This window comes from Sinomicrobium halophytocola (assembly GCF_052983395.1).
The window spans coordinates 64362-85299 of the sequence record NZ_JBRKIT010000001.1 but is presented as its reverse complement, the minus strand read 5'-3'; the positions used below and the strand labels follow the sequence as shown (position 1 = coordinate 85299).

Here is a 20938-nt window from a genome sequence, read left to right as displayed (position 1 = left end):
TGTTCTTTTTTTAACTGGATTTTACGGTTTCTTTAAATACATTTCCGAACCGGTCTGTCGCTTCCACTACGATATTTGAAGCTGAAGCATTCGGTTCAAAGAAAAACATGTGATCAGTCAACTGCGGTTCTACCCATTTCCTCCTTTCGGGCAGATCGGGACCTTCGTGCAGTTTAATGCTGAGCGGGTCTCTTGCTGTCGTTCTTTCCAGTTGTCCTTTGCGTATTCCGTCTTCATACCACACGACGTTCCAGTCCGCATCCCAGTTCCACACATTGGCCGCCCATTTTTCCGGATGGTCCGGGTGTTCCCCTTTCTTATATACCCGGAACTGGTGGTCTTTATCCAATCCGGTGGACTTATATCGCCAGGACAGGTCGGAACCTTTCGCCTGGTAAACCCCATATCCGCCCGGTGTGCCGTCATGGCATACGGGACCACTCCACCAGGCTCCGCATACGGTTCCATGGCAGTGTTCATACAGGTTATCCGCGAGTTTCATATTGTCGTTAAAGTGGGTGTGCCCGGACATAATATGTGCCGTAAAGGGCTCCAGGAGTTTGTACAGGTGTTTTCTGTTATTCACTATTCCGCCTATATGGTCTTTATCCGGATAGCGCTTCACCGAACCTGTGTAGGTAGGTATGTGCAGGGATACAACCACCGTAGTGCCGGGCTCTACAAAGCTGAGGTCCTTTTCCAGCCAGGCCAGTTGTTCTTCGGTGATATAACCGATATACTTTTTATTCCTGCCTATAAAAAATACGTCGTCCAGCACCACATAATGAATTTCTCCACGATTGAACGAATAGTAGGTAGGGCCGAAATGGCTGTTAAAAGTACCTGTCGTGCTTTCATCACTTCGCCCTCCCAGGTCCATATCGTGATTGCCGATCACCTGGAAGAAAGGGATATCCGTCTGTTTTACCATAGCGTTGTAATCCTTCAATAACGACAGGTTGTCAAAAACAAGGTCGCCACAGCCTATTCCGAACAGGTTGGGATCGTTAATCTCTTTTACGGTTTTTACCAGGTCGGGTGTGGATACGCTGAGTAATTGCTCCGCTTCGTACTCATTTTGTATCTGGGTGTCAGCCAGAACAAGAAAGTGATGATTTTCATCCGAAGCTCCCGATTCCCGGAGCTGAAAATGGAACTCCTGGTTTTCCTTGTTCTTCACAAGTGGCTTAAAGTAATTGGCCGAACCGTTTTCCAGCCGATCTATGGCATAACCGGAGGGCAGGCTGATATAGACATAATTTCTGCCGTTATTGCTTATAAATTCAAAGTGCCCTCCGGAATCGGTCTGCACTACATTCAGGCCGTCGGTTACTGTTACCCGGGCCAGACCTTTATTCCCGGAAGTTACCCTTCCTTTTACCTTTACCGGCCTGTAAAGACCGAGATCCGGCAAATTGCCATATGCCGCGGCGGGGAAAAAACCGAGAGCGGAAATCCCCCCGGTGGCAAGCCCCACTTTTTTAATAAAATCTCTTCTGTTTTGCATGGTTGTAATGAACTTTGATTGTGGTTTATAGGTTTATATAGTTACAAATTTGAGCATTGGGCCGAAACGGAGGCGGCTGAGTGTCCCGAACTCTGTTCGGGATGTATCGAAGCCCCCGGTTTCATCTCCACACCTTAATCCACATCCCACCATACTTTGACATTGATCTTATCCCCTCCCATTTGTTCCACTACCTTTTTGTAGTTTTCGTTATTCCGGTCTATTTCATTCAGCGGATAATACAAACGTGATGGCATTTCTCCGCCGTTCCTCATCTGGGAATTCACCCCCAGCACAGGAAGTCCGGTCCTTCGGTGTTCAAACCATGCCTGGTAGTCCGTAAAAAACAGGGCATAGTATTTTTGCAGTATAATACGCTCCAGGGTACCGTCATATTTGGTATATTCATTACTAAAATAGGCATCGGCGTCGGTAACCTCTCCCGCTTCATTTCGTTCTACAGGCATCTCCAGTCCCCACATTTCTATGGCAGCGGTCACTCCCTTTTCGTAATGTTCTTCGGCATCGGATATATATCCGCGTTGGGCCAGCTCGGCCTTAATAAATTCCACTTCGGCATAGCTCAGGAAGGGAATGATCAACGGTTCGGTCGCCAAACTGTTAAGTACTCCGGAAGGTGTGGCTATACTATCTGGCAAAGGCGATTCGAAATCCACCGGTTGCCCTATAAACCCAACGTTGTCGGTATCCTGGTTTTTGGCCTGCGAGGCATAAAGAGGTAAGCGGGGATCTTTAAAATTTTTGAGATTATCAATAAAGAAATCGCCGTAATACCTGAATGTCCCGAAATCCTGCGGACGGTCCCACGGTGACAGCAACGGGGGAATCCCTTCAATGTGCAGTACGGCTCCGTCTTCATTGCTCTCAAAGACAGGATACTGTGCCGGGTTGTTGATCATTGCTGTCATTTTTGTGAAAGCATTCGTTTCAGCGCGACCGGAAACCCGAAGCAAAAGCCTCAAATGTAATGAGTTGGTAAATTTACGCCACTTATCCAGATTATTATTAAACAGGATATCGCTTACGTAGATCATGCCTTCATCCGGTGTATAAAGCGTATTGGCCCTTTCCAAATCGTCCAGTAGGGTTTCGTATATTTTTTCCTGAGGAGTAAACTCCGCATACCATATACCTTCTTCTGCCTGCAGGGCCTCTTCAAATGGCACATCGCCGAAGCAATCGGTAAGCATGGCAAAAGCATACGCTTTCAGGGTAAGAGCAATCGCCTCATAATTATGCATTCCATCTCGAATGGCAGCAGCTTCCATCTCCTTGAGGTTATTCAACCAACGATAATAGTCCCGCCAGGTGGTTCCTCCTATATTAACGTCAAAATCATACAGAAAGGGAGAGTTGATATAGTCGTCCGTGACCCAGAACATTTGTGTCACCGGAGCGCCCACACTACGCATCTGTATACCGTTCCGGCTGGCCAGTTCATACAGCACCGGGTTCAGGACACTTCCGGCCGTAATACTTTCCAGGTTATTGGGGTGGGTGTTGGTCTCTTCAAAATCCCCTGTACAGGAACTCACCCACAGGGAGAGCAGACTCAGCAATGCAAAAGGTTTAAAGATTTTCATACAATATTTTTTTTCAAATTAAAATCCTAATTGAATATTCATTCCGAACTCCGTAGGTACGGGCATTTGTCCTACTTCCACCCCTGGGTGCATGTTGGTCCCGCCGGCCAGCCCGGCAACTTCCGGATCATATATCGGGAAATCGGAGATCACCGCCAGGTTCCTGCCATACAGGGAAAGGCTGAATTTATTTAAAAACGTACCTTCCAGTAGCTTTGCCGGGAAGTTATATTCCAGGGTCACTTCCCTCAATTTTATAAAGGAAGCATCAAAAGAATTGGCTTCGGTGTTCGCAAGCAGGTAATGGGTGTCGTAATACTCTGCTATAGGTATTGCCTTGGTATTAGGCGAATACGTGCCGTCTCCATTATCTACTACTCCTTTTCCTACGAGCTCTCCTTCTTCTCTTCCTCTGAGCGTGTGTTTCAGTTTCCCTTGCTGGGTAAGCTTGTGATGGGTGTGCGAATAGATAGTCCCTCCGTATTTACCGTCAATAACAGCACTGAGACGGAAATTCTTAAATCGGACGCTGTTTATAAAACCGGCAACCCATTTGGGCTGGGTATCCCCTATATATATTACCCCTTCGCTAAGTACCGGATAACCGCTGTCGTCATAAATAACGTCTCCGTCGGGAGAGCGTTCAAATCCTCTTCCGTAAAGTGCTCCTACCGGCCCTCCTTTCACGGCCATCAGCCGTGCGCCGGAAGAACTCAACAACTGCATCTCTCCTCCTTCTATTTTTTCGTGAAGGGACAACACTTTACTTTCGTTCTTGGACCAGGTCAGCGTAGTGTTCCACTCCCAATTCTGTGATTTCACGGGAATAGCGTTCAGCATCAGTTCCACGCCCCGGTTGCGGACCTCTCCCGCATTAATGGTCGCACTGTTATACCCCGAAGATTCGGGAAGGGGAATATCGAGGATCTGGTTTCGGCTATTGGTCTGGTAAACAGCTGCATCCAATGAAAGACGTTTATTGAAGAACCTGAGGTCCAGGCCGATTTCCGTACTGGTCGTACGCTCGGGTTTGAGATCGATATTGTACAGGGAGGTAGGTGCCACTGCCGACCCTCCGAAATCACTTCGTCCGTAGTATTTTTTGGTGCCATATCGGTTGCCATACTGACCTGCTCCTCCAACATCTGCTACAGAAGCTCTCAACTTGGCAAAGCTAACGGCTTCAGGCATCTGGAATATTTCACTGAGAATAATACCCGCACTGGCCGAGGGATAGAAAAATGACCAGTTGTGTTTGGGAAGCACACTGTTCCAGTCATTCCGCGCCGTAAGGTCCAGGTATATCTTGTCTTTCCACCCCAGTGTCATCATTCCGTAAAGACTGTTCGCCTTGTTATAACCGTCGAACTCACTGGTAAAAGTCTCGGTACCGTTGGCAAGGTTGTAAGTGCCGGGAATTTCCAATCCCACGGCCCATCCGTCCTGCCGGTTATACTGGTAGTCCATCGTGTTTCCCCCGGCATTGACACTAATGTCGAAGTCTTCGCCGAAGGTATCGGTATAGGTCAGTAGAAAATCGAGATTGGTTTCTTTTTTAAAGATCCCTGTTTTCCTGTAATATCCTTTTGCATAGCGGTTAATATCATAGGGGCGGCGCTGTTCCATACGTTTGTGGTACATGTTCAGTCCCCCGCGGAGCATCAGGTTGAATTTCGGAGAAAGTTCTATGTCCATTCTCAGGTTACCGGTAACCGCATTCTGGTCCAGGCTATTGATCATCTCGTAGGCCATGGCATATGGATTATCGATATAGCTGCTGTAGGGACGTATCATATCTACCTGTTCCTGCCCCTGTTTCCAGATAGGTCTGTACCAGTCAAGGTCTACATTGGGATTCTGGAAGATCATAAAATATGCGATAGAATGGTTATTATATCCCTGGCCCGGCAGATTATCGCTTTCCTTATCCCTGTAATTTACTACGGAGCTGAGTTTTATACGATCGGATACCTGGTAATTGGCATTGACAGAGAATGACAATTGTTCAAATCCGGTATTGGGCATGATCCATTCGTTTTTGGTATGGGTAATAGAACTTCGTATAGAACCGTTTTCTCCACCTCCCTGGATGGAAATATTTTGCGTATTGGTAACTCCGGTGCGCCAAAATGCTTTCCTGTTGTCCTTATACGGCCTCCAGAGCTGTCGTTCGGGCGATTGTCCTTCTACTTCAGGGTCGTATTGATAATAATACTGTCCGTCGAAACGAGGGCCAAAGGCACTACTGCTTCCCGCGGTACTGTTACCGTCTTCCGATGCCCCGTAAGTATAATAAAGGCGATCGTTATAGGGCACGGGATTACCATTTTCGTCCGTATCGGGTTTTACATATCCGCCTTTACCACTTCCCTGTCCATATTCATATTGCCAGTCGGGCCAGCGGGTGATCACATCAAATTTAGTATTGGAACTGATGGTAACGCCCAGTCCCTTTTGTTTTTTACCGGATTTGGTAGTGATAATGATGGCACCGTTAGCCGCCTGGTACCCATAAAGTGCAGCAGCACCTGCCCCCTTCAGTACGGATATACTTTCAATGTCTTCGGGGTTAAGGTCGGAAACGGCATTTCCGAAATCCACCGGGGTATCATTAGAGGCGTCTCCTCCCATATATCCGTTGGACGCTCCGGAGCCGGGGAATTCGTTTTGCACCACCACTCCGTCTATAACAATAAGCGCCCCGTTGTTACTGGGATCCAGGGAATTGTCTCCCCGGAGTTTTATCTGTTGTGAACTTATTGGGCCGCCCAGACCGTTTATAGACAGTCCCGGCACTTTTCCTCTCAAGGCCTCCGACCAGTTATTCGGCCTGGCATCGGTCAATTGATCGGAAGTGACAGTTTGTTGCGCATATCCCAGTTGTTTCTCTTCCCGTTTAATTCCCAATGCGGTAACAACCACTTCATCGAGTGAACTGACATCTTCTTCCAGCGTTATATCCAGAAATGTGCGCCCCCCGATAGGCACTTCCTTTGTTTTATACCCGATAAAAGACACAAAAACACTTTTGCCCCCGTCCGGAACGTCGATGTGAAAATTACCGTCAAAATCGGAAATCGTTCCTTTCCTGGTTCCCTTTACTACTACGGTGGCTCCGGGAAGTGGCGTTCCTTCCGAATCTTTTATGACCCCGCCTATACCTTTTTGCTGAGCGGATATTAAAGTAACCGTGATGGTATTGTTTATTTGCCGGAATATGAGATTCTCTCTCGATTTCAGGTCTTCCAGTATTTCCGATACATTCTTATCCGGGTAGAAAAAGGTGTGTTTCCGGGTAGTGTTCAACACTTTTTCGTCATAGACAAAGGTAAATTCGGTTTGGTTCTCAATCTCGAAAAACAATTGTTTTATCGTGGCATTTTCCAGTTTTATAGTCACATTTACTGCTTCCGGACGCTGAGTCTCCGAAGGAAATGCATACAATTGAACGCAGGACAAAACTGATGCAAAGGAGCAAATACAGATATTTATCGCATTCAACAATAATTTTTGTAGTTTCGTATTCATTTTTTGGCTAAAAGGGTTTTCATGATGTATTCTGTCTGTAAACAGAATTCCTGTAAAGAGTGATTACTTGATTAGTCCAACCTCCGTTTTTCGGCTGTAACCGATGTCGGAGACACCCATTTCTGCTGTAACAGGAATGGGTTTTGTTTTTTAGGGGAACTGTTACATGGGCGCTGGTTTTTGCGGGTTAGACATGTTTCTTATTTGTATTTTTCCCGGGGCTGTGAAGTCGTAGTCTACCTGTTTGAGAAACTTAATACTCTCCAGTACCTCCCGGATATCATTGGTTTTATATTTACCCGTAATCGTTTTATTTTCAAGATCTTTATCTATAAAAACGATTTCGACGTCATACCATCTTTCCAGCATATCGGCAACCTCTTTAAGAGTATTGCTTTCCATAACCATAACATTGTCTGTCCAGGCCCTGTATTTTTCGGCATCTGTTCCGGACACTTCCAGCTTTCCTGTCTCCTGCCGGAACATCGCCTGCTGATTTTTCTCCAGAAAAGCCTTTTCACCTTCCGGCCGGGTATCAGTCACCTGTACTTTTCCTGTGTTGACACTGACACGAACGTGTTCTCCGGAATATGCATTTATGTTAAAAGATGTGCCCAAAACCCGGGTTTCCACATCGCCGGATTTTACGATAAAGGGTCTTTCCGGGTCTTTTGTTACCTCAAAAAAAGCCTCTCCCTTCAGGATCACTTCCCTTACTCCGGAAAAATGCTGTGGATATTGTATGGAACTCTCCGCGTTCAGGTAGACCATTGTACCGTCTTCCAGCGTAATTTCTTTTTTTTCTCCCCGCATGGCTATCTCTTCTCTATACCTTTCTCCCACATTTAAATTGTAGTATAAAGCCACTCCTATAAAAAGCACCAGAGATGCTGCGATACCGGCAATCCGGTACCACTGCCGCGTGTTTCCCGCAATTCCCCTGTTTTCACTACTCCTGTCTATCCGGTTTCGTATCCCGGCCAGCATTCGCAGGCGCCTTTCTTCATCCTCGCTCCACTCCCACTCCTGTTTTTTCTTCTGAAACTTATCGAAAAAAGTCTCCACCACTTGCCTTTCCTCCGGGGTGCAACGGCCATCGGTATATTTTTCCGCCAGTTTTATGAATTCCTGCTTTTTCAAGATGTATGCTTTTACTGTAAGTCACACAAAAAGCAACTGACACGTAAGTAAAAAGAAAAAAAATGAGTATTTAATATTCTGGTAATAAGGAAGAAGATGCGTTAACCCTATCTTAACACTGAATTTTCCGTAACAAAACACAAAGCCGATCTAAAGCTTTTTTACAGGGTATACCTCCCGGGACAAATCTGAAAATACAAACAGTTTGCAGCCGGTTGTTTTTTAGTTTTGGAATTAGACTGAAAGTCTGTTTTGCCAAGGCTTGTCCCGTTGAAAGGGACGCCCATTCCAAAGTAACTATTACCACATATCTGGTTTAGTATATCTGTGTATTCGTGGCTAAAATGTCCAGAAACTAAAGGAGAGAAAATTAAAAATCAGAACAGGAATAAAACAGCAATAGCATATAAGTAAGCTACATGAAGGTTCATTTTCAGGTATTTCAGAGCATTGCTGATATGGGTCTCCACGGTACGGACTGAGATATCCAGTTTTTCTGCGATTTCCGTATTGGTAAGACTGTCTACCCTGCTCAGGCAAAAGACCTGTTTACAACGATGTGGTAGTTGGTCTACCAGAACAAATACTTCTCTTTCAAGCTCCTGGTATTCCATTTGCCGGGTTGCCGGTGGTATTTCGGGGAGAGCAGAAAGGGCATCAGTATGTTGCACGGTAAATTTCAAATCCCGAATAGAATTGGCAAGTTTATATTTTACTGCCCGGAACAGGTAGCCTTCTAAATTATTTACATCTAAATCCATAGATCTTTCCCACAAGCGTATAAAGATCTCCTGAACCATATCCTCACACACCACCTCATCTTCGTATATCTTATAGGCATAAGAAAACAAACGCTTCCAATACCTGTTGAATATCTCCTCAAATGCGGACTTGTTTCCTTTTTTGAGTTCTGCCAATAATTCCTGATCAGATGATTCGGGGATTTTTCTATTCATTTTTATTAATATACCGGATGAACAAATGAATTGAAATAATCAAAACACGCAAAAAAACGAGGTTTAAGCTTCTGTTAATTTGGTATTAACTTTTTTTTAAGCAGCATTAAAACAACAAAACACCAATAAACAGATCAATACAATGCTAATTTATTAATAATATTGTTATTTTTTAATCAAAAATAAAAACACTGAAGAATATTTTCTTGTGGAGGGATATTAATTTTACGGTTTTCTCGCCGATAAGTATCAAGAGAATAACCGGTAATCCTTTTCAGGACCTGGAGAGATTGTGATTTTATTCTTCCGGCGAACCAAACCGGAAAAATGTCTGAATACCATTATACCTCCTGACTGCTGGTCAGGAGGTATGGAAACTGTTTAATTAAGCATATTCACGCCCGGCTGCCTGTCCGTCCGGCAGAAAAGCATGAAAGTCTAAAACTTATTTTTTTCTGAAATATACATCCATGGGGACCCCGTGAAAACCAAAATTTTCCCTGAGCTTATTTTCTACAAAACGGCGGTACGGGTCTTTGATATATTGCGGCATATTAGCAAAAAAGACAAACTGCGGCATCGCTGTCGGAAGCTGGGTACAGAATTTAACCTTTATATACTTTCCTTTATTTGAAGGTGGCGGGGTATGCTCTATTACCGGAAGCATAACCTCGTTGAGTTTACTCGTAGGTATCCTCTTGCTTCGGTTTTGGTATACTTCTACGGCAGTTTCTATAGCTTTGAAAATACGCTGTTTGGTAAGTGCCGAAATAAAAATAATAGGTACGTCGGTAAACGGTTCGATCGTTTTTCGTATTTCCCTTTCAAATTCTTTGGTGGTGGATGTATCTTTCGCTACAAGGTCCCATTTATTCACCAGGATAACAATTCCCTTTCTATTACGCTCCGCCAGCCAGAAAATGTTCTGATCCTGGCCTTCGAAACCACGAGTGGCATCGATAAGCAGGAGGCAAACATCACTGTACTCTATGGCCCTGACCGAACGCATTACCGAGTAGAATTCCAGATCTTCCTTTACTTTGGCTTTTCGTCGTATCCCCGCAGTATCTACCAGGCTGAACTCAAAACCGAATCGGTTGTAACGGGTATCGCTACTATCCCGGGTTGTGCCTGCTATATCGGTAACTATATACCGCTCTTCTCCTATAAGGGCATTGATGAACGATGATTTTCCGGCATTAGGCCTTCCTACTACGGCAAATCTCGGTAACTCTTCTTCATCTTTTTCTTCTATTTCGGGCAATACCTTAACCAGGGCATCCAGCAATTCCCCCGTTCCACTTCCGTTAATACCGGAAATGGTAAAATATTCTCCCAGACCAAGCGCATAAAACTCTACGGCATCGGCTTCGCGCTGGGCATTGTCCACTTTATTGACAGCTACCAATACCGGTTTATCAGTTTGCCGAAGTAGCTGGGCCACATCTTCATCCATACCGGTAACTCCTGTCTCCACATCTACTACGAATACAATGGCATCCGCTTCATCTATGGCCAGTTCTACCTGCTTGTCGATCTCCTGTTCAAAGATATCATCACTCCCCATTACATAACCACCGGTATCTATCACGGAAAATTCTTTTCCGTTCCAGTCCGCCTTTCCATAATGCCTGTCCCTGGTTACACCGCTAATGGCATCTACAATAGCCTCCCTGCGCTGGATCAAACGATTAAAAAGCGTTGATTTCCCTACATTCGGCCTTCCTACTATCGCTACTATATTGCTCATGCAAAAAGTTTTAAAGGGGCAAAGGTAATACTTCCTTTTTTAAGAGACCTTCTAAGTTTTATCCTTTGGCTCTTTTATAGTGTTTTTTCTTAAAAAAAGAACTATATTTATTCTTCTAAATAAATCAGGTTATGAAAAGCCTAGGTGACAAGATTGCCCTTGATCCACAGTTTTCCGTCGAACTCCCTAAGAATAAAAATTTTGTTGTATCCGCTTTTTTGCAGACTTCCAATCCGCTTTACAGGGTAACCCGGTCCAATGAACACACCCTTATTGTGATGTCCGAAAACGAAGAGGAATGGTGGGCTCCGCAACTGCTCCTGGAAGTAAACAGGATCGATGAATCCAGGAGTGTTCTTTTCGGATGGTTCGCCCCACGGTCTCCGTTGTGGAACATGCTGCTATACCTGCAACTTTCAACGGGTATGGCATCCATCACATTAATTATCTGGACTTTACTGAACTGGTATACCGGGGCAGATTATATCCTTATTACGGCACTGTCCCTCCTGATGATCATCTCCTGGGGAATATTGTATGTTGTCAGGAAGTCAAAAAAATCTAAGGGAAAAACACTTATTTACGGCTTTTACGAGTTTCTGAACAATCGTAGTCTGCTGAACTGACCGGAAAATGTAATTTTCTTATCTTACTTCCGGTTGTATCCGAACCGGCGTAACTGCCTGTCATTACTCCTCCAGTCTTTGTTTACTTTGACAAAAAGTTCGAGGTGCACCTGCTTGCCAAAAAAGGCTTCAAGATCTTTACGGGCTTCAATACCCACTTTTTTCAGGGCGCCGCCTTTATGTCCTATGATAATTCCCTTCTGGGAATCGCGTTCCACCATAATTACGGAACGTATCCGTATGATCTCCTCCTCTTCCAGGAATTCCTCGGTCTCCACTTCTACGGAATAGGGGATCTCTTTTTTGTAGAAAAGCAATATTTTTTCACGGACGGCCTCATTGACAAAAAAGCGTTCCGGTTTATCTGTGATCATGTCCTTGGGATAAAATGCAGGGGATTCCGGCAGCAATTCCAGTATCCGCTGGAACACTTCCCTCACATTAAAATTCTGTAAGGCCGAAATAGGATATATCTCAACACCGGGAAGCTCTTCTTTCCAGTACGTTACCTGTGCTTCCAGTTCCTCCTGCGAAGAAGTATCAATTTTGTTCAGCAATAGCAGTATGGGGATTTTTGTTTTACTGAGTTTTGCAAAAAAGGCCTCATCTTTAAGCTTCTTCTCACCTATTTCTACCATATAGACAAGTACGTCCGCATCTTCAAAAGCAGATTTTACAAAATCCATCATGGATTCCTGCAACTTATACGCAGGCTTTATGACCCCCGGGGTATCTGAAAAGACCACCTGGAAATCCTCTCCGTTCACAATACCGAATATCCGGTGCCGTGTCGTTTGTGCCTTGGAGGTGATAATAGATATTTTTTCACCTACGAAGGCATTCATCAGGGTAGACTTCCCCACATTGGGATTCCCTATAATATTTACAAAACCTGCTTTGTGCATGGATACTGAATTGTGGTTCTCCGGCAAAATTATCAATTACGGAACAAACTTGTACTATTTACCGGGCACTATTCTCATTTATTCAGCACAAAACCACTGTAATATCGTGTTATAGGTATTTATTTTCCTCCGTTGGCCATGAGATCAGCCAGACATTGTGCATCCAGTTCCGGAATTTCTCCTCCGTTGATGAGATCAGAAATATTTCCGCCGGATTCCGCCTGGTGGAACATCAGGCATTCTTCCGCATCACAGTGATGGCCGTTCGCTTCATCAAGGTGATCTTCCTGCATTTCCGTGCCGAGGTCAACCAGTCCGAGCAAATGTCCGAATTCGTGTTGTAATACGGTACTTTCCATCGTCACCCTGCTAGGAGCCCCGGTTCTACCCGATATTTCACGTATGGTAGATTCGTAGATCACAAAAGAGGTGTTCAGGTATGCAGCTCCAAGGACTACTTTATTCCCTTCGTCCTTGTCCGATCCTTTATCCGCGAAAAAGGCAAAAACCGTAATCTCTCCTTCTTCCTTATCGGAATACCGCATCCGCTCTTCTTTTTCCAGTTCAAATACCGCATCCACGCTGTATTCCGAAAGTGCCGGTGAATCGATCCATCTTTCTTCAATGACAATCCCGTCCGGTTTGTGCATCCGGGCCTCGATAAAAGTCTTGAGGTTTTCTACAGACTGGGAAGAAGGTTCGTACCCTTCTATATAAATAAGTTCCAGAACAATCCTGGAATAGTTCTGTGCCGAAAGCAAATCGTGTGCAGCATCTCCCGTGCCTTTCCGGTTTAAAGTTTTATCTGTTTCCGTAGGAACCATTCCTTCGTTATCATCATCATCGCTCGAACAGCTTACAATTCCCGTAGAGGTGGCAACCACAAACAACAGAAGCCACAATATCTTTTTTGCTGACATATAAAAAATTATTAAGCCCGTAAAGATGCAAAAGAATTGTTAAAAACACAATATAAAAAGTTCGTAATGACCATAATATGTTTTTCATATCAACCACCGTCCCGGAAGAATCCTTTAGCCTTTTACAATTGTTATTCATCGATTTTAATTGTTAAATATCGTCAGGACAAGCCCCGATTACCGAAAAGGGAACGATCAGCTAAAACAAGGGGCCCTATAATAAGCTTAGCCTCTTAGTATCCATATCCGTGACAGGATTAAACAGCATTCAACCCGTTGCTCCCGTTTTAATGCCCGGAAAATGGCCATTAAAGCAATCCCTTTGACACCGAAGTTTAAAACACTTACCATTCAAAAGGATATCCGTACACCAATGTTATAGAGAAGTTAAAACACCTTAATTATTGTTAAAAGCATAGACATCCCACGCCAATATCCTTTTTTCATTATCACTTTCACTATCATTTCATAAATTTGCCTAATTATTACGATTTTTCGTGTGGCATATCTTCATTTTTACAGGTAAAAACCTCAATTTAAAAAATAAAAAGGCTAAATAATGCTGAAGATAAATCATACATTTTAAAATCACCTCTTACATACAACCTTTTTACAAGAATATAGTAACACATTCTTAACACTTCCTTCGACTTTTCAGAATTGTCATTAGTCGAAAAAATTTCCTTATGTTCATTTTTACCATAACATTTATCTCCCTTTTTTAACGAAAGGGCCAATCACTATTTTCCGGAGTGGCCCAAGTGGTCGCTCCATATTTTTAACTAACTCAAAATTAAAATGTGTAAAAGACAATTAACTTTTGTATTTACTGTTCTTCTCCTCTGCGGTCAGTTACTGCTTGCCCAGGACAGGACGGTCACGGGAGTGGTTACCGATGCCGAGGACGGCATGCCATTACCCGGGGTAAATGTGGTAATTAAAGGTACTACCACAGGAGCTTCAACTGATTTTGACGGGAATTTTGCGATTCAGGTTTCTGAAAACACTGTTCTGATTTTCTCCAATATGGGATATGCAACCCAGGAGGTACCCGTTGTCGGGAAAACCACCATTAATATTGCCCTGTCTCCGGATGCACAAGAACTGGAAGGGGTTGTTGTAACCGCCTTGGGGATAAAAAGAGACGCAAAAGCCCTCGGATATTCCCTTACCGAAGTTGACGGGGAAGAGTTTTCCAGGGTAAAACAAACCAATGCCATAAATTCACTTGCCGGAAAAGTAGCGGGAGTAAATGTAACCGCGCCTACTAGTGGAGCTGCTGGGTCGAGCAGGGTTGTTATAAGAGGTACCAGTTCACTGAGTGGAGAAAACCAGCCTTTATATGTAATAGACGGTATTCCGATAGACAATACCAATATAGGCTCTGCCAGTGAATGGGGAGGCTCAGACTTCGGAGACGGGATCTCCAGTATCAACCCCGACGACATTGAATCCGTAAGTGTTTTAAAAGGAGGTGCCGCCAGTGCTTTATATGGCTCCAGGGCTTCCAGGGGGGTCATCATTATAACCACTAAGAGCGGAAAAGGCCAGGATGGACTGGGAGTAGAATATTCCAGCTCCCTGACCTTTGATACGGTAAACACCGATATATATGATTTTCAAAAAGAATATGGTCAAGGGTCAAGAGGAGAGGTTCCATTATCTTCCACTGCCGCTCTGGATGCCGCCTTTTCTTCCTGGGGTGCCAGGCTGGACGGCTCAAATGTGGTACAGTTTGACGGAGTTAGCAGACCGTATTCTGACACGGGTAATAACATAAAAAGATTTTATAGAACTGCAAATACTTTTATAAATACTGTGGCCATTAGCAGTGGAGGAGAAAAAGGAAGTTTCAGATTCTCTGCTTCGGACATGACAAATAAGGATATTACACCAAATTCAGGAATGAACAGAAAGTCATTTTCCTTAAATGCAAGTTCTATTCTGGCTGACAAATTAACTGCGGACATCTCCGCCAAATACATCATAGAAGATGTAAATAACAGGCCCAGATTATCAGATGCTCCTGGCAACGCTAACTTCTCCGTGGCCTTGTTACCGGCAAACGTCGACGTTTTAAATTTCCGACCGGGTTATAATGATGATGATACCGAATATCGCATATCCTCAAGCATTTATCAGCAAAACCCTTATTGGTCCGCATATAAATTCAAAACACACGATAGAAAAAACAGAACCATCGGATCTGCTACTCTCAGGTATCAGGCCCTGGATTGGTTATACTTATCCGGGAGAGCCGGTTTAGACCATTACACCACCCGACTGACCACTGTAGAACCGTGGGGTACAGCCTATAGACCATTGGGAGCCATGCGTGAAGCCCAATATAATTCTACCCAGGTCGATGCGGACTTTATGATAGGAATAGAAAAGAATATTACAGATAAGATCGCTACCAATACCATATTAGGTGCAGGTAGTAATACTGTTAAATTCGAAAAGCTTGAAAGACGAGGCGAAAATTTTATAGTTCCTGGCTTGGAAACCATAGGTAATACGGCTAACCTTGTAGCGGCTAATGAGGGTTATGAATACACTGAAAAAAAAATAAATTCACTCTACGCTTCGATAGAATTATCTTATGATGAATTTTTATTCTTAACTCTAACAGGACGTAACGATTGGTTTTCCACACTATCAGCTGTTGGGAAGACAACACCGAATAACGACTTCTACTATTCCGCAAATACCAGTTTTGTCTTTACAGATGCGCTTCAAATGCCCGAATGGATTAGTTTCGGTAAGATCCGGGCAGGTTATTCTTCTGTAGCAGGTGGAGCTGATGATCCCTATAGACTAAGTCTGTTATATGAAATTTTCGGTAATCATCTGGGAAATCCAATAGGACAAATATCAGGCGACCAAATACCAAATGCATACTTAAAACCCTATACTAAAGAAGAATACGAAATAGGGACAGACTTAAAATTCTTCAATAACCGTATCGGGATCGACTTTTCCTGGTATTATAACAAAACTACAGATGATATTGTAGAAGTAAACAGATCTGTATCTACAGGATATCGTAAATCCTTAGAGAATCTGGGAATTCTTGAAAATAAAGGGATAGAACTTCTGCTCACGGCCACTCCGGTCCGAAATGAGAACTTACGATGGAATGTAAGTTATAATCTGGGATATAATGAAAGTAAAGTCGTAGCTACCGATGAAAACAATAATGATGTTACTTTAGGGGTTGGCTACGGGTTTGCCGATGTGAGAAACGTAGTTGGAAAACCGTACGGACAGATCTATGGCACTACTTATGCCAGGGATGAAAATAATCAGATTATTTACCAGGATGACGGCAGGCCTGTAGTTGGTGACAGAGGTATCCTTGGAGATGGTGTTCCTCCGTGGACCATGGGATTAAATAACAGTTTTAGCTATAAGAACTTTAATCTGGATTTTTTAATCGACGCCAAGTTTGGAGGAAAAATATGGTCCGGCACAAGTGCCTGGGCTACATACAACGGGTTGAGTAAAAATACTCTTGAAGGACGGGAAAACGGACTAACTGTTGCTGGTGTAAATCAACAAGGAAATTCTTTTACGACTACAATCGCCGATCCTGACCGAGCAGGAGAAGAGGGAGAGATAGCCTTGCAGGATTACTACCAAAGAGTATACGAAATTGCAGAAGAACATATACAAAGTGCGGATTTCATCAAATTTCGCCAAATAAGCCTGGGGTACAGCTTACCATCGGAAATGCTGGAAAACACTTTCTTAACCGCAATCAATTTCTCATTGATAGGCAGAAACCTGTTTTTCATCAAAAGAGATGCCGACAATATAGACCCGGAATCTGCATTTAACAATTCCAATGCCCAGGGACTAGAGCGTTTTGGTGTTCCGTCAACCAGAAGTTACGGTTTGAGTGTAAACATTAAATTCTAAAGAGAACGGCCATGAAAAAAATAATATATATACTTACATCTGTTTCAATCCTGTTATCTTCCTGCGATAAAGGATTTGAGGATCTTAATGAAGATCCCACAAAAGCGGGAAACCTAGCTGTCGAACCAAAATTTACAGCAGCTATGCTTTATACTTCGGGCGACGAATATGAAAGTTGGAGGGCAAACCTCATCTATCTCTCCACTATGATGCAGCATTGTGCTACAACTGCAGGATATTGGTCCGGAGATAAATATTTCTGGAACCGGGATTACGCCTCTTCTTTATACGATGCTATGTACCCTAATGCCGTTAAAAGTATAGAAGACATCATAGCCCAACTAAATGAAGAAGGCAATACGGGAGAAATGATGTCCATAGCCAGAATTTTAAGAGTGGTTATCTATCATAGATTAACCGATCTGTATGGGGACATCCCTTATACCGAAGCCGGAAAGGGAGTATTAGAAGAAATCGTAAGACCTAAATATGATCGGCAGGAAGACATCTATGCAGACATGTTAAAGGAACTTGAAGAAGCTGCACTGCAATTAGAGACAGGGACTTCCGAACTGGGAAATGCCGATATTATTTTCCAGGGAGATCTGGGCAAATGGAAAAAATACGCATATTCCATGATGCTGCGTCTGGGGCTGAGGTTAGTTAAAGTGGATCCGGCAGCTTCCCAACAGTGGGTGACCAAAGCCATAGAAGGTGGTGTTATGGAATCTAATGACGATATTGCTTTTGTTGCACACCAAGTTGAGGCCGGAGTAAATAAAAACGGTAACGGCCAAACCTTTACCAATGACAATAGTCCAAGACTGAGTACGACTTTTGTTGCACTTCTTCAAGATGATCCAAGGTTCACTATATACGGAGCATTACCGCAAAACACCGGTGAAAAAGATGAGGACGATGAAGACATACTCAGAACCAATGAAGAGCGTTTAAACCCGGAAACACAAAAAGGTTTACCCAATGGACTGGATGGGAATTCCATAGAAAACTATCCCGGTGGGGGCAATTTGAATACGTATACCGAGCCCAATCGCTTATATATTACAGGTGAGAACGACCCTATGTTTCTCCAGACCTATGCCGAAGTAGAATTCATGCTCGCCGAGGCCGCATTCAGATGGGGGCTTGCCGGAGGAGATGTGGAGGCACATTACGATGCCGGCGTTACCGCAGCGATGAAATACCTGGAGATGTATGATCCTGAAGCTGTTATTTCCAATACCGAAATTGCAGAATACCTGTCAGAAAACCCTTTTGACCCCAGCAAGGCGCTGGAACAGATCAACATACAATACTGGATCGTAACCTTCCTCAACGAATACGAGGCTTTTGCCAACTGGCGAAGGACAGGGTTTCCCGAATTAACTCCGGTAAACTATCCTGGTAATGTCACTAATGGTAGTATACCCCGGAGACTCACTTATCCTCAGGGAGAAGTACTTACTAACAGAGAAAATTATGAAGCTGTAATACAAGCTCAGGGCCCGGATGTTCTTACAACCAGGGTGTGGTGGGATGTGGATTAACTCATGAAAAAAAGCAATTACATAACCTAGCTACTAACTATGAAAAGAGGTTGTTACTTTAATTACAACCTCTTTTCTTATTAATTTTGGAAAAATCCCGTACAGACAATGAAAGCACTCCGGCACGCCATATGGATCATACTTCTCATCAGTCACTTACCTGTTATCGCCCAAAAAAAGAGTACTGCTCTTCCTGTTTATAAAGACAGTTCGATTCCCGTTGAACAAAGAGTAACCGACCTGTTACAACGCATGACCATCGAGGAAAAAGTCGGGCAGCTCAGCACGCTTCTCGGATGGGACATGTATACTAAAAAAAGAAATAAAGTCACGGAAAGCGATGCCTTCCGCAAGGCTATAAAGGAACAGCATATAGGCATGTTGTGGGCAACGCTTCGCGCAGATCCGTGGACAAAAAAAACACTGGAAACGGGACTCCATCCCGAACTGGCCGCGAAAGCCACCAATGCCATACAAAAATATGCCGTAGAAGAAACCAGATTGGGTATTCCCCTCCTGCTCTCCGAAGAATGTCCCCACGGCCACATGGCTATCGGCACAACCGTATTTCCCACCTCCATCGGACAAAGCAGCACATGGAACCCGGAGCTGATAAAAAAAATGGCCGTCGTTATTGCCGAAGAAGCACGCCTTCAGGGTGGTCATGTCGGCTACGGACCAGTATTGGACCTTGCCCGTGAACCACGTTGGTCGCGAGTAGAAGAAACCTATGGCGAAGATCCTGTGCTCAACAGTAAAATGGGTGAGGCTATGGTTCGCGGATTTCAGGGGAATGACCTGAAAAGCGGTTATAACCTTATTTCCACACTTAAACATTTCGCCGCATACGGTGTCCCTGAAGGCGGACATAACGGCAATGCGGTTCATGTGGGAACCCGTGAATTACAACACAGTTACCTTCCTCCTTTTAAGGCCGCCGTAAGTGCCGGCGCCCTTTCTGTAATGACTGCATACAGCTCTATTGACGGTGTCCCGAGTACCGCCAATCAATGGCTGCTAAACGACCTCCTTCGCGGTGAATGGAATTTCGGGGGTTTTGTCGTTTCCGATCTGGGCAGTATAGAAGGTTTGCTCGGTAACCACCACATTGCAGGTACTTTCCCGGTGGCAGCAGCGCTGGCTATAAATGCCGGAGTAGATGCTGACCTGGGGGGTAAAGGATACGGAGCATATCTTCTGAAAGCCCTGAAATCCGGAAAAGTATCTGAAAATACGCTGAATGAATCTGTTCGTCGGATACTTCGGCTTAAATTTGAAATGGGGTTGTTTGAAAATCCTTATGTAGATCCTGAAAAAGCTGAAAAGGAAGTACGCAGCCGGGAACATATAGCGCTTGCCCGCAAAGTAGCCCGGGAGTCCGTAACCCTCCTCAAAAACCGGGAGAACCTGCTCCCCTTGTCCAAAGACATAAAGAGTATAGCTGTCATAGGCCCCAATGCCGATAACATATATAATCAACTCGGAGATTATACAGCGCCCCAGGCAGAACATAATATCGTAACCGTACTGGAGGGTATAAGAAATAAAGTCTCTCCTTCCGCTAAAGTCACTTACGTGAAGGGATGTGCCATTCGCGATACTACTCAAACTGATATTCCCGGGGCGGTAAAAGTTGCAGAACAGGCAGAAGTAGCCGTAGTAATCCTGGGTGGTTCGAGTGCCCGCGACTTTAAAACAAAATATATAGACACAGGCGCCGCCACTGTCAATTCGGATGCCAACGCAGATATCATAAGCGACATGGAAAGCGGGGAAGGCTATGACAGGGCTACCCTTGATCTCCTCGGCAAACAAAACGAATTACTCCGGGCCATTGTAAAGACCGGGACCCCTACTATCCTTGTCCTTATCAAAGGACGTCCCTTGCTCCTCAACTGGCCTTCGGAAAATGTCCCCGCCATCCTGGATGCGTGGTATCCGGGACAGGAAGGTGGTAATGCCATTGCCGATGTGCTTTTCGGCGATTATAACCCTGCCGGAAGGTTGCCGATTTCTGTTCCTAAATCCGTAGGACAATTACCGGTGTATTACAATGCTCTGTTCCCCGTAAAACACAATTACGTGGAAGAAGATGCCAAACCGCTTTACAGTTTCGGCCATGGCCTGAGTTACACCGATTTTCAATATGACAGACTTAATGTAACTGTTGATGAAACTGAAAATGACATCGCCGTAAATATAAAATTCCGAATAAAAAATACCGGTACAAGGGACGGTGATGAAGTGGCCCAGGTATACCTTCGCGACGATGTAAGTTCTGTTGTCACTCCAAAAAAACAGCTTAAGGCCTTTAAAAGAATTCACCTCAAACCGGGAGAAGAGAAAATCCTGGAATTCGAATTGAAAGCCAAAGACATGATGCTCTGGAATACCCGGAAAGAATGGGTAACGGAAGCCGGGACTTTCTCCCTCATGATAGGGGCTTCTTCCCAAGACATAAGACTTAACGATTCTTTCGAAATATCCCATAATATCAAGATACATAACCCATGAGAATTTCATATCTTTTCACA

12 protein-coding genes are annotated in these 20938 nt (G+C 44.2%); 4 read left to right on the top strand and 8 right to left on the bottom strand.

Going from position 1 to position 20938, the window contains the following annotated elements; all coding sequences use genetic code 11:
* Positions 1–10 precede the first annotated feature (10 nt).
* The 6 genes from ACVBDY_RS00310 to der form a co-directional block, all read right to left on the bottom strand.
* Positions 11–1507 carry a calcineurin-like phosphoesterase C-terminal domain-containing protein gene (locus tag ACVBDY_RS00310; RefSeq protein WP_447173492.1) on the bottom strand — a complete coding sequence of 499 codons (1497 nt, stop codon included), beginning with the start codon at positions 1505–1507 and terminating at the stop codon, positions 11–13.
* A 134-nt stretch (positions 1508–1641) separates the two neighbouring features.
* Entirely contained in the window at positions 1642–3111 is a 1470-nt protein-coding gene (locus ACVBDY_RS00305) for a SusD/RagB family nutrient-binding outer membrane lipoprotein (protein ID WP_447173491.1), read from the bottom strand.
* A gap of 18 nt (positions 3112–3129) precedes the next feature.
* Positions 3130–6639 carry a SusC/RagA family TonB-linked outer membrane protein gene (locus ACVBDY_RS00300; RefSeq protein ID WP_447173490.1) on the bottom strand — a complete coding sequence of 1170 codons (3510 nt, stop codon included), beginning with the start codon at positions 6637–6639 and terminating at the stop codon, positions 3130–3132.
* 162 nt (positions 6640–6801) lie between these two features.
* Positions 6802–7779, bottom strand: coding sequence for a FecR family protein (locus ACVBDY_RS00295; protein ID WP_447173489.1), 978 nt, complete (start codon positions 7777–7779; stop codon positions 6802–6804).
* Between the two features lie 377 nt (positions 7780–8156).
* A complete protein-coding gene (locus ACVBDY_RS00290; protein ID WP_447173488.1) occupies positions 8157–8735 on the bottom strand; it encodes an RNA polymerase sigma factor in 579 nt (192 codons plus the stop codon).
* Between the two features lie 445 nt (positions 8736–9180).
* Positions 9181–10485: a ribosome biogenesis GTPase Der gene (gene der, locus ACVBDY_RS00285; RefSeq protein ID WP_447173487.1), complete on the bottom strand. Its 1305-nt coding sequence runs from the start codon at positions 10483–10485 to the stop codon at positions 9181–9183.
* Positions 10486–10616: 131 nt separating this feature from the next.
* On the opposite strand from der, the gene ACVBDY_RS00280 reads away from it, so the two are divergent.
* Positions 10617–11111 carry a hypothetical protein gene (locus tag ACVBDY_RS00280; RefSeq protein WP_447173486.1) on the top strand — a complete coding sequence of 165 codons (495 nt, stop codon included), beginning with the start codon at positions 10617–10619 and terminating at the stop codon, positions 11109–11111.
* A 23-nt stretch (positions 11112–11134) separates the two neighbouring features.
* Here ACVBDY_RS00280 and era read toward each other — a convergent pair whose 3' ends face one another.
* Together era and ACVBDY_RS00270 are read right to left on the bottom strand one after the other, a co-directional pair.
* Complete coding sequence (gene era / locus ACVBDY_RS00275; protein WP_447173485.1) at positions 11135–12016, bottom strand: GTPase Era; 882 nt, start codon at positions 12014–12016, stop codon at positions 11135–11137.
* Positions 12017–12135: 119 nt separating this feature from the next.
* Positions 12136–12936: a membrane metalloprotease gene (locus ACVBDY_RS00270; RefSeq protein WP_447173484.1), complete on the bottom strand. Its 801-nt coding sequence runs from the start codon at positions 12934–12936 to the stop codon at positions 12136–12138.
* Positions 12937–13734: 798 nt separating this feature from the next.
* Between ACVBDY_RS00270 and ACVBDY_RS00265 the strand changes: the two genes are divergently transcribed.
* The 3 genes from ACVBDY_RS00265 to ACVBDY_RS00255 all read left to right on the top strand — a co-directional run bounded on the left by ACVBDY_RS00265 (position 13735) and on the right by ACVBDY_RS00255 (position 20918).
* Positions 13735–16857, top strand: a complete 3123-nt coding sequence (locus ACVBDY_RS00265; protein WP_447173483.1) for a SusC/RagA family TonB-linked outer membrane protein — start codon at positions 13735–13737, stop codon at positions 16855–16857.
* A gap of 11 nt (positions 16858–16868) precedes the next feature.
* Positions 16869–18404: a SusD/RagB family nutrient-binding outer membrane lipoprotein gene (locus ACVBDY_RS00260; RefSeq protein ID WP_447173482.1), complete on the top strand. Its 1536-nt coding sequence runs from the start codon at positions 16869–16871 to the stop codon at positions 18402–18404.
* 108 nt (positions 18405–18512) lie between these two features.
* On the top strand, positions 18513–20918 hold the full coding sequence (locus tag ACVBDY_RS00255; RefSeq protein ID WP_447173481.1) for a glycoside hydrolase family 3 N-terminal domain-containing protein: 2406 nt from the start codon (positions 18513–18515) through the stop codon (positions 20916–20918).
* Positions 20919–20938 lie beyond the last annotated feature (20 nt).

Coding starts and splice junctions, on each gene's coding strand:
- ACVBDY_RS00290 (WP_447173488.1), bottom strand. CDS start 8,735: ATGAATAGAAAAATCCCCGAATCATCTGATCAGGAATTATTGGCAGAA.
- ACVBDY_RS00280 (WP_447173486.1), top strand. CDS start 10,617: ATGAAAAGCCTAGGTGACAAGATTGCCCTTGATCCACAGTTTTCCGTC.
- ACVBDY_RS00305 (WP_447173491.1), bottom strand. CDS start 3,111: ATGAAAATCTTTAAACCTTTTGCATTGCTGAGTCTGCTCTCCCTGTGG.
- ACVBDY_RS00310 (WP_447173492.1), bottom strand. CDS start 1,507: ATGCAAAACAGAAGAGATTTTATTAAAAAAGTGGGGCTTGCCACCGGG.
- ACVBDY_RS00270 (WP_447173484.1), bottom strand. CDS start 12,936: ATGTCAGCAAAAAAGATATTGTGGCTTCTGTTGTTTGTGGTTGCCACC.
- ACVBDY_RS00255 (WP_447173481.1), top strand. CDS start 18,513: ATGAAAGCACTCCGGCACGCCATATGGATCATACTTCTCATCAGTCAC.
- ACVBDY_RS00260 (WP_447173482.1), top strand. CDS start 16,869: ATGAAAAAAATAATATATATACTTACATCTGTTTCAATCCTGTTATCT.
- ACVBDY_RS00265 (WP_447173483.1), top strand. CDS start 13,735: ATGTGTAAAAGACAATTAACTTTTGTATTTACTGTTCTTCTCCTCTGC.
- era (WP_447173485.1), bottom strand. CDS start 12,016: ATGCACAAAGCAGGTTTTGTAAATATTATAGGGAATCCCAATGTGGGG.
- ACVBDY_RS00300 (WP_447173490.1), bottom strand. CDS start 6,639: ATGAATACGAAACTACAAAAATTATTGTTGAATGCGATAAATATCTGT.
- der (WP_447173487.1), bottom strand. CDS start 10,485: ATGAGCAATATAGTAGCGATAGTAGGAAGGCCGAATGTAGGGAAATCA.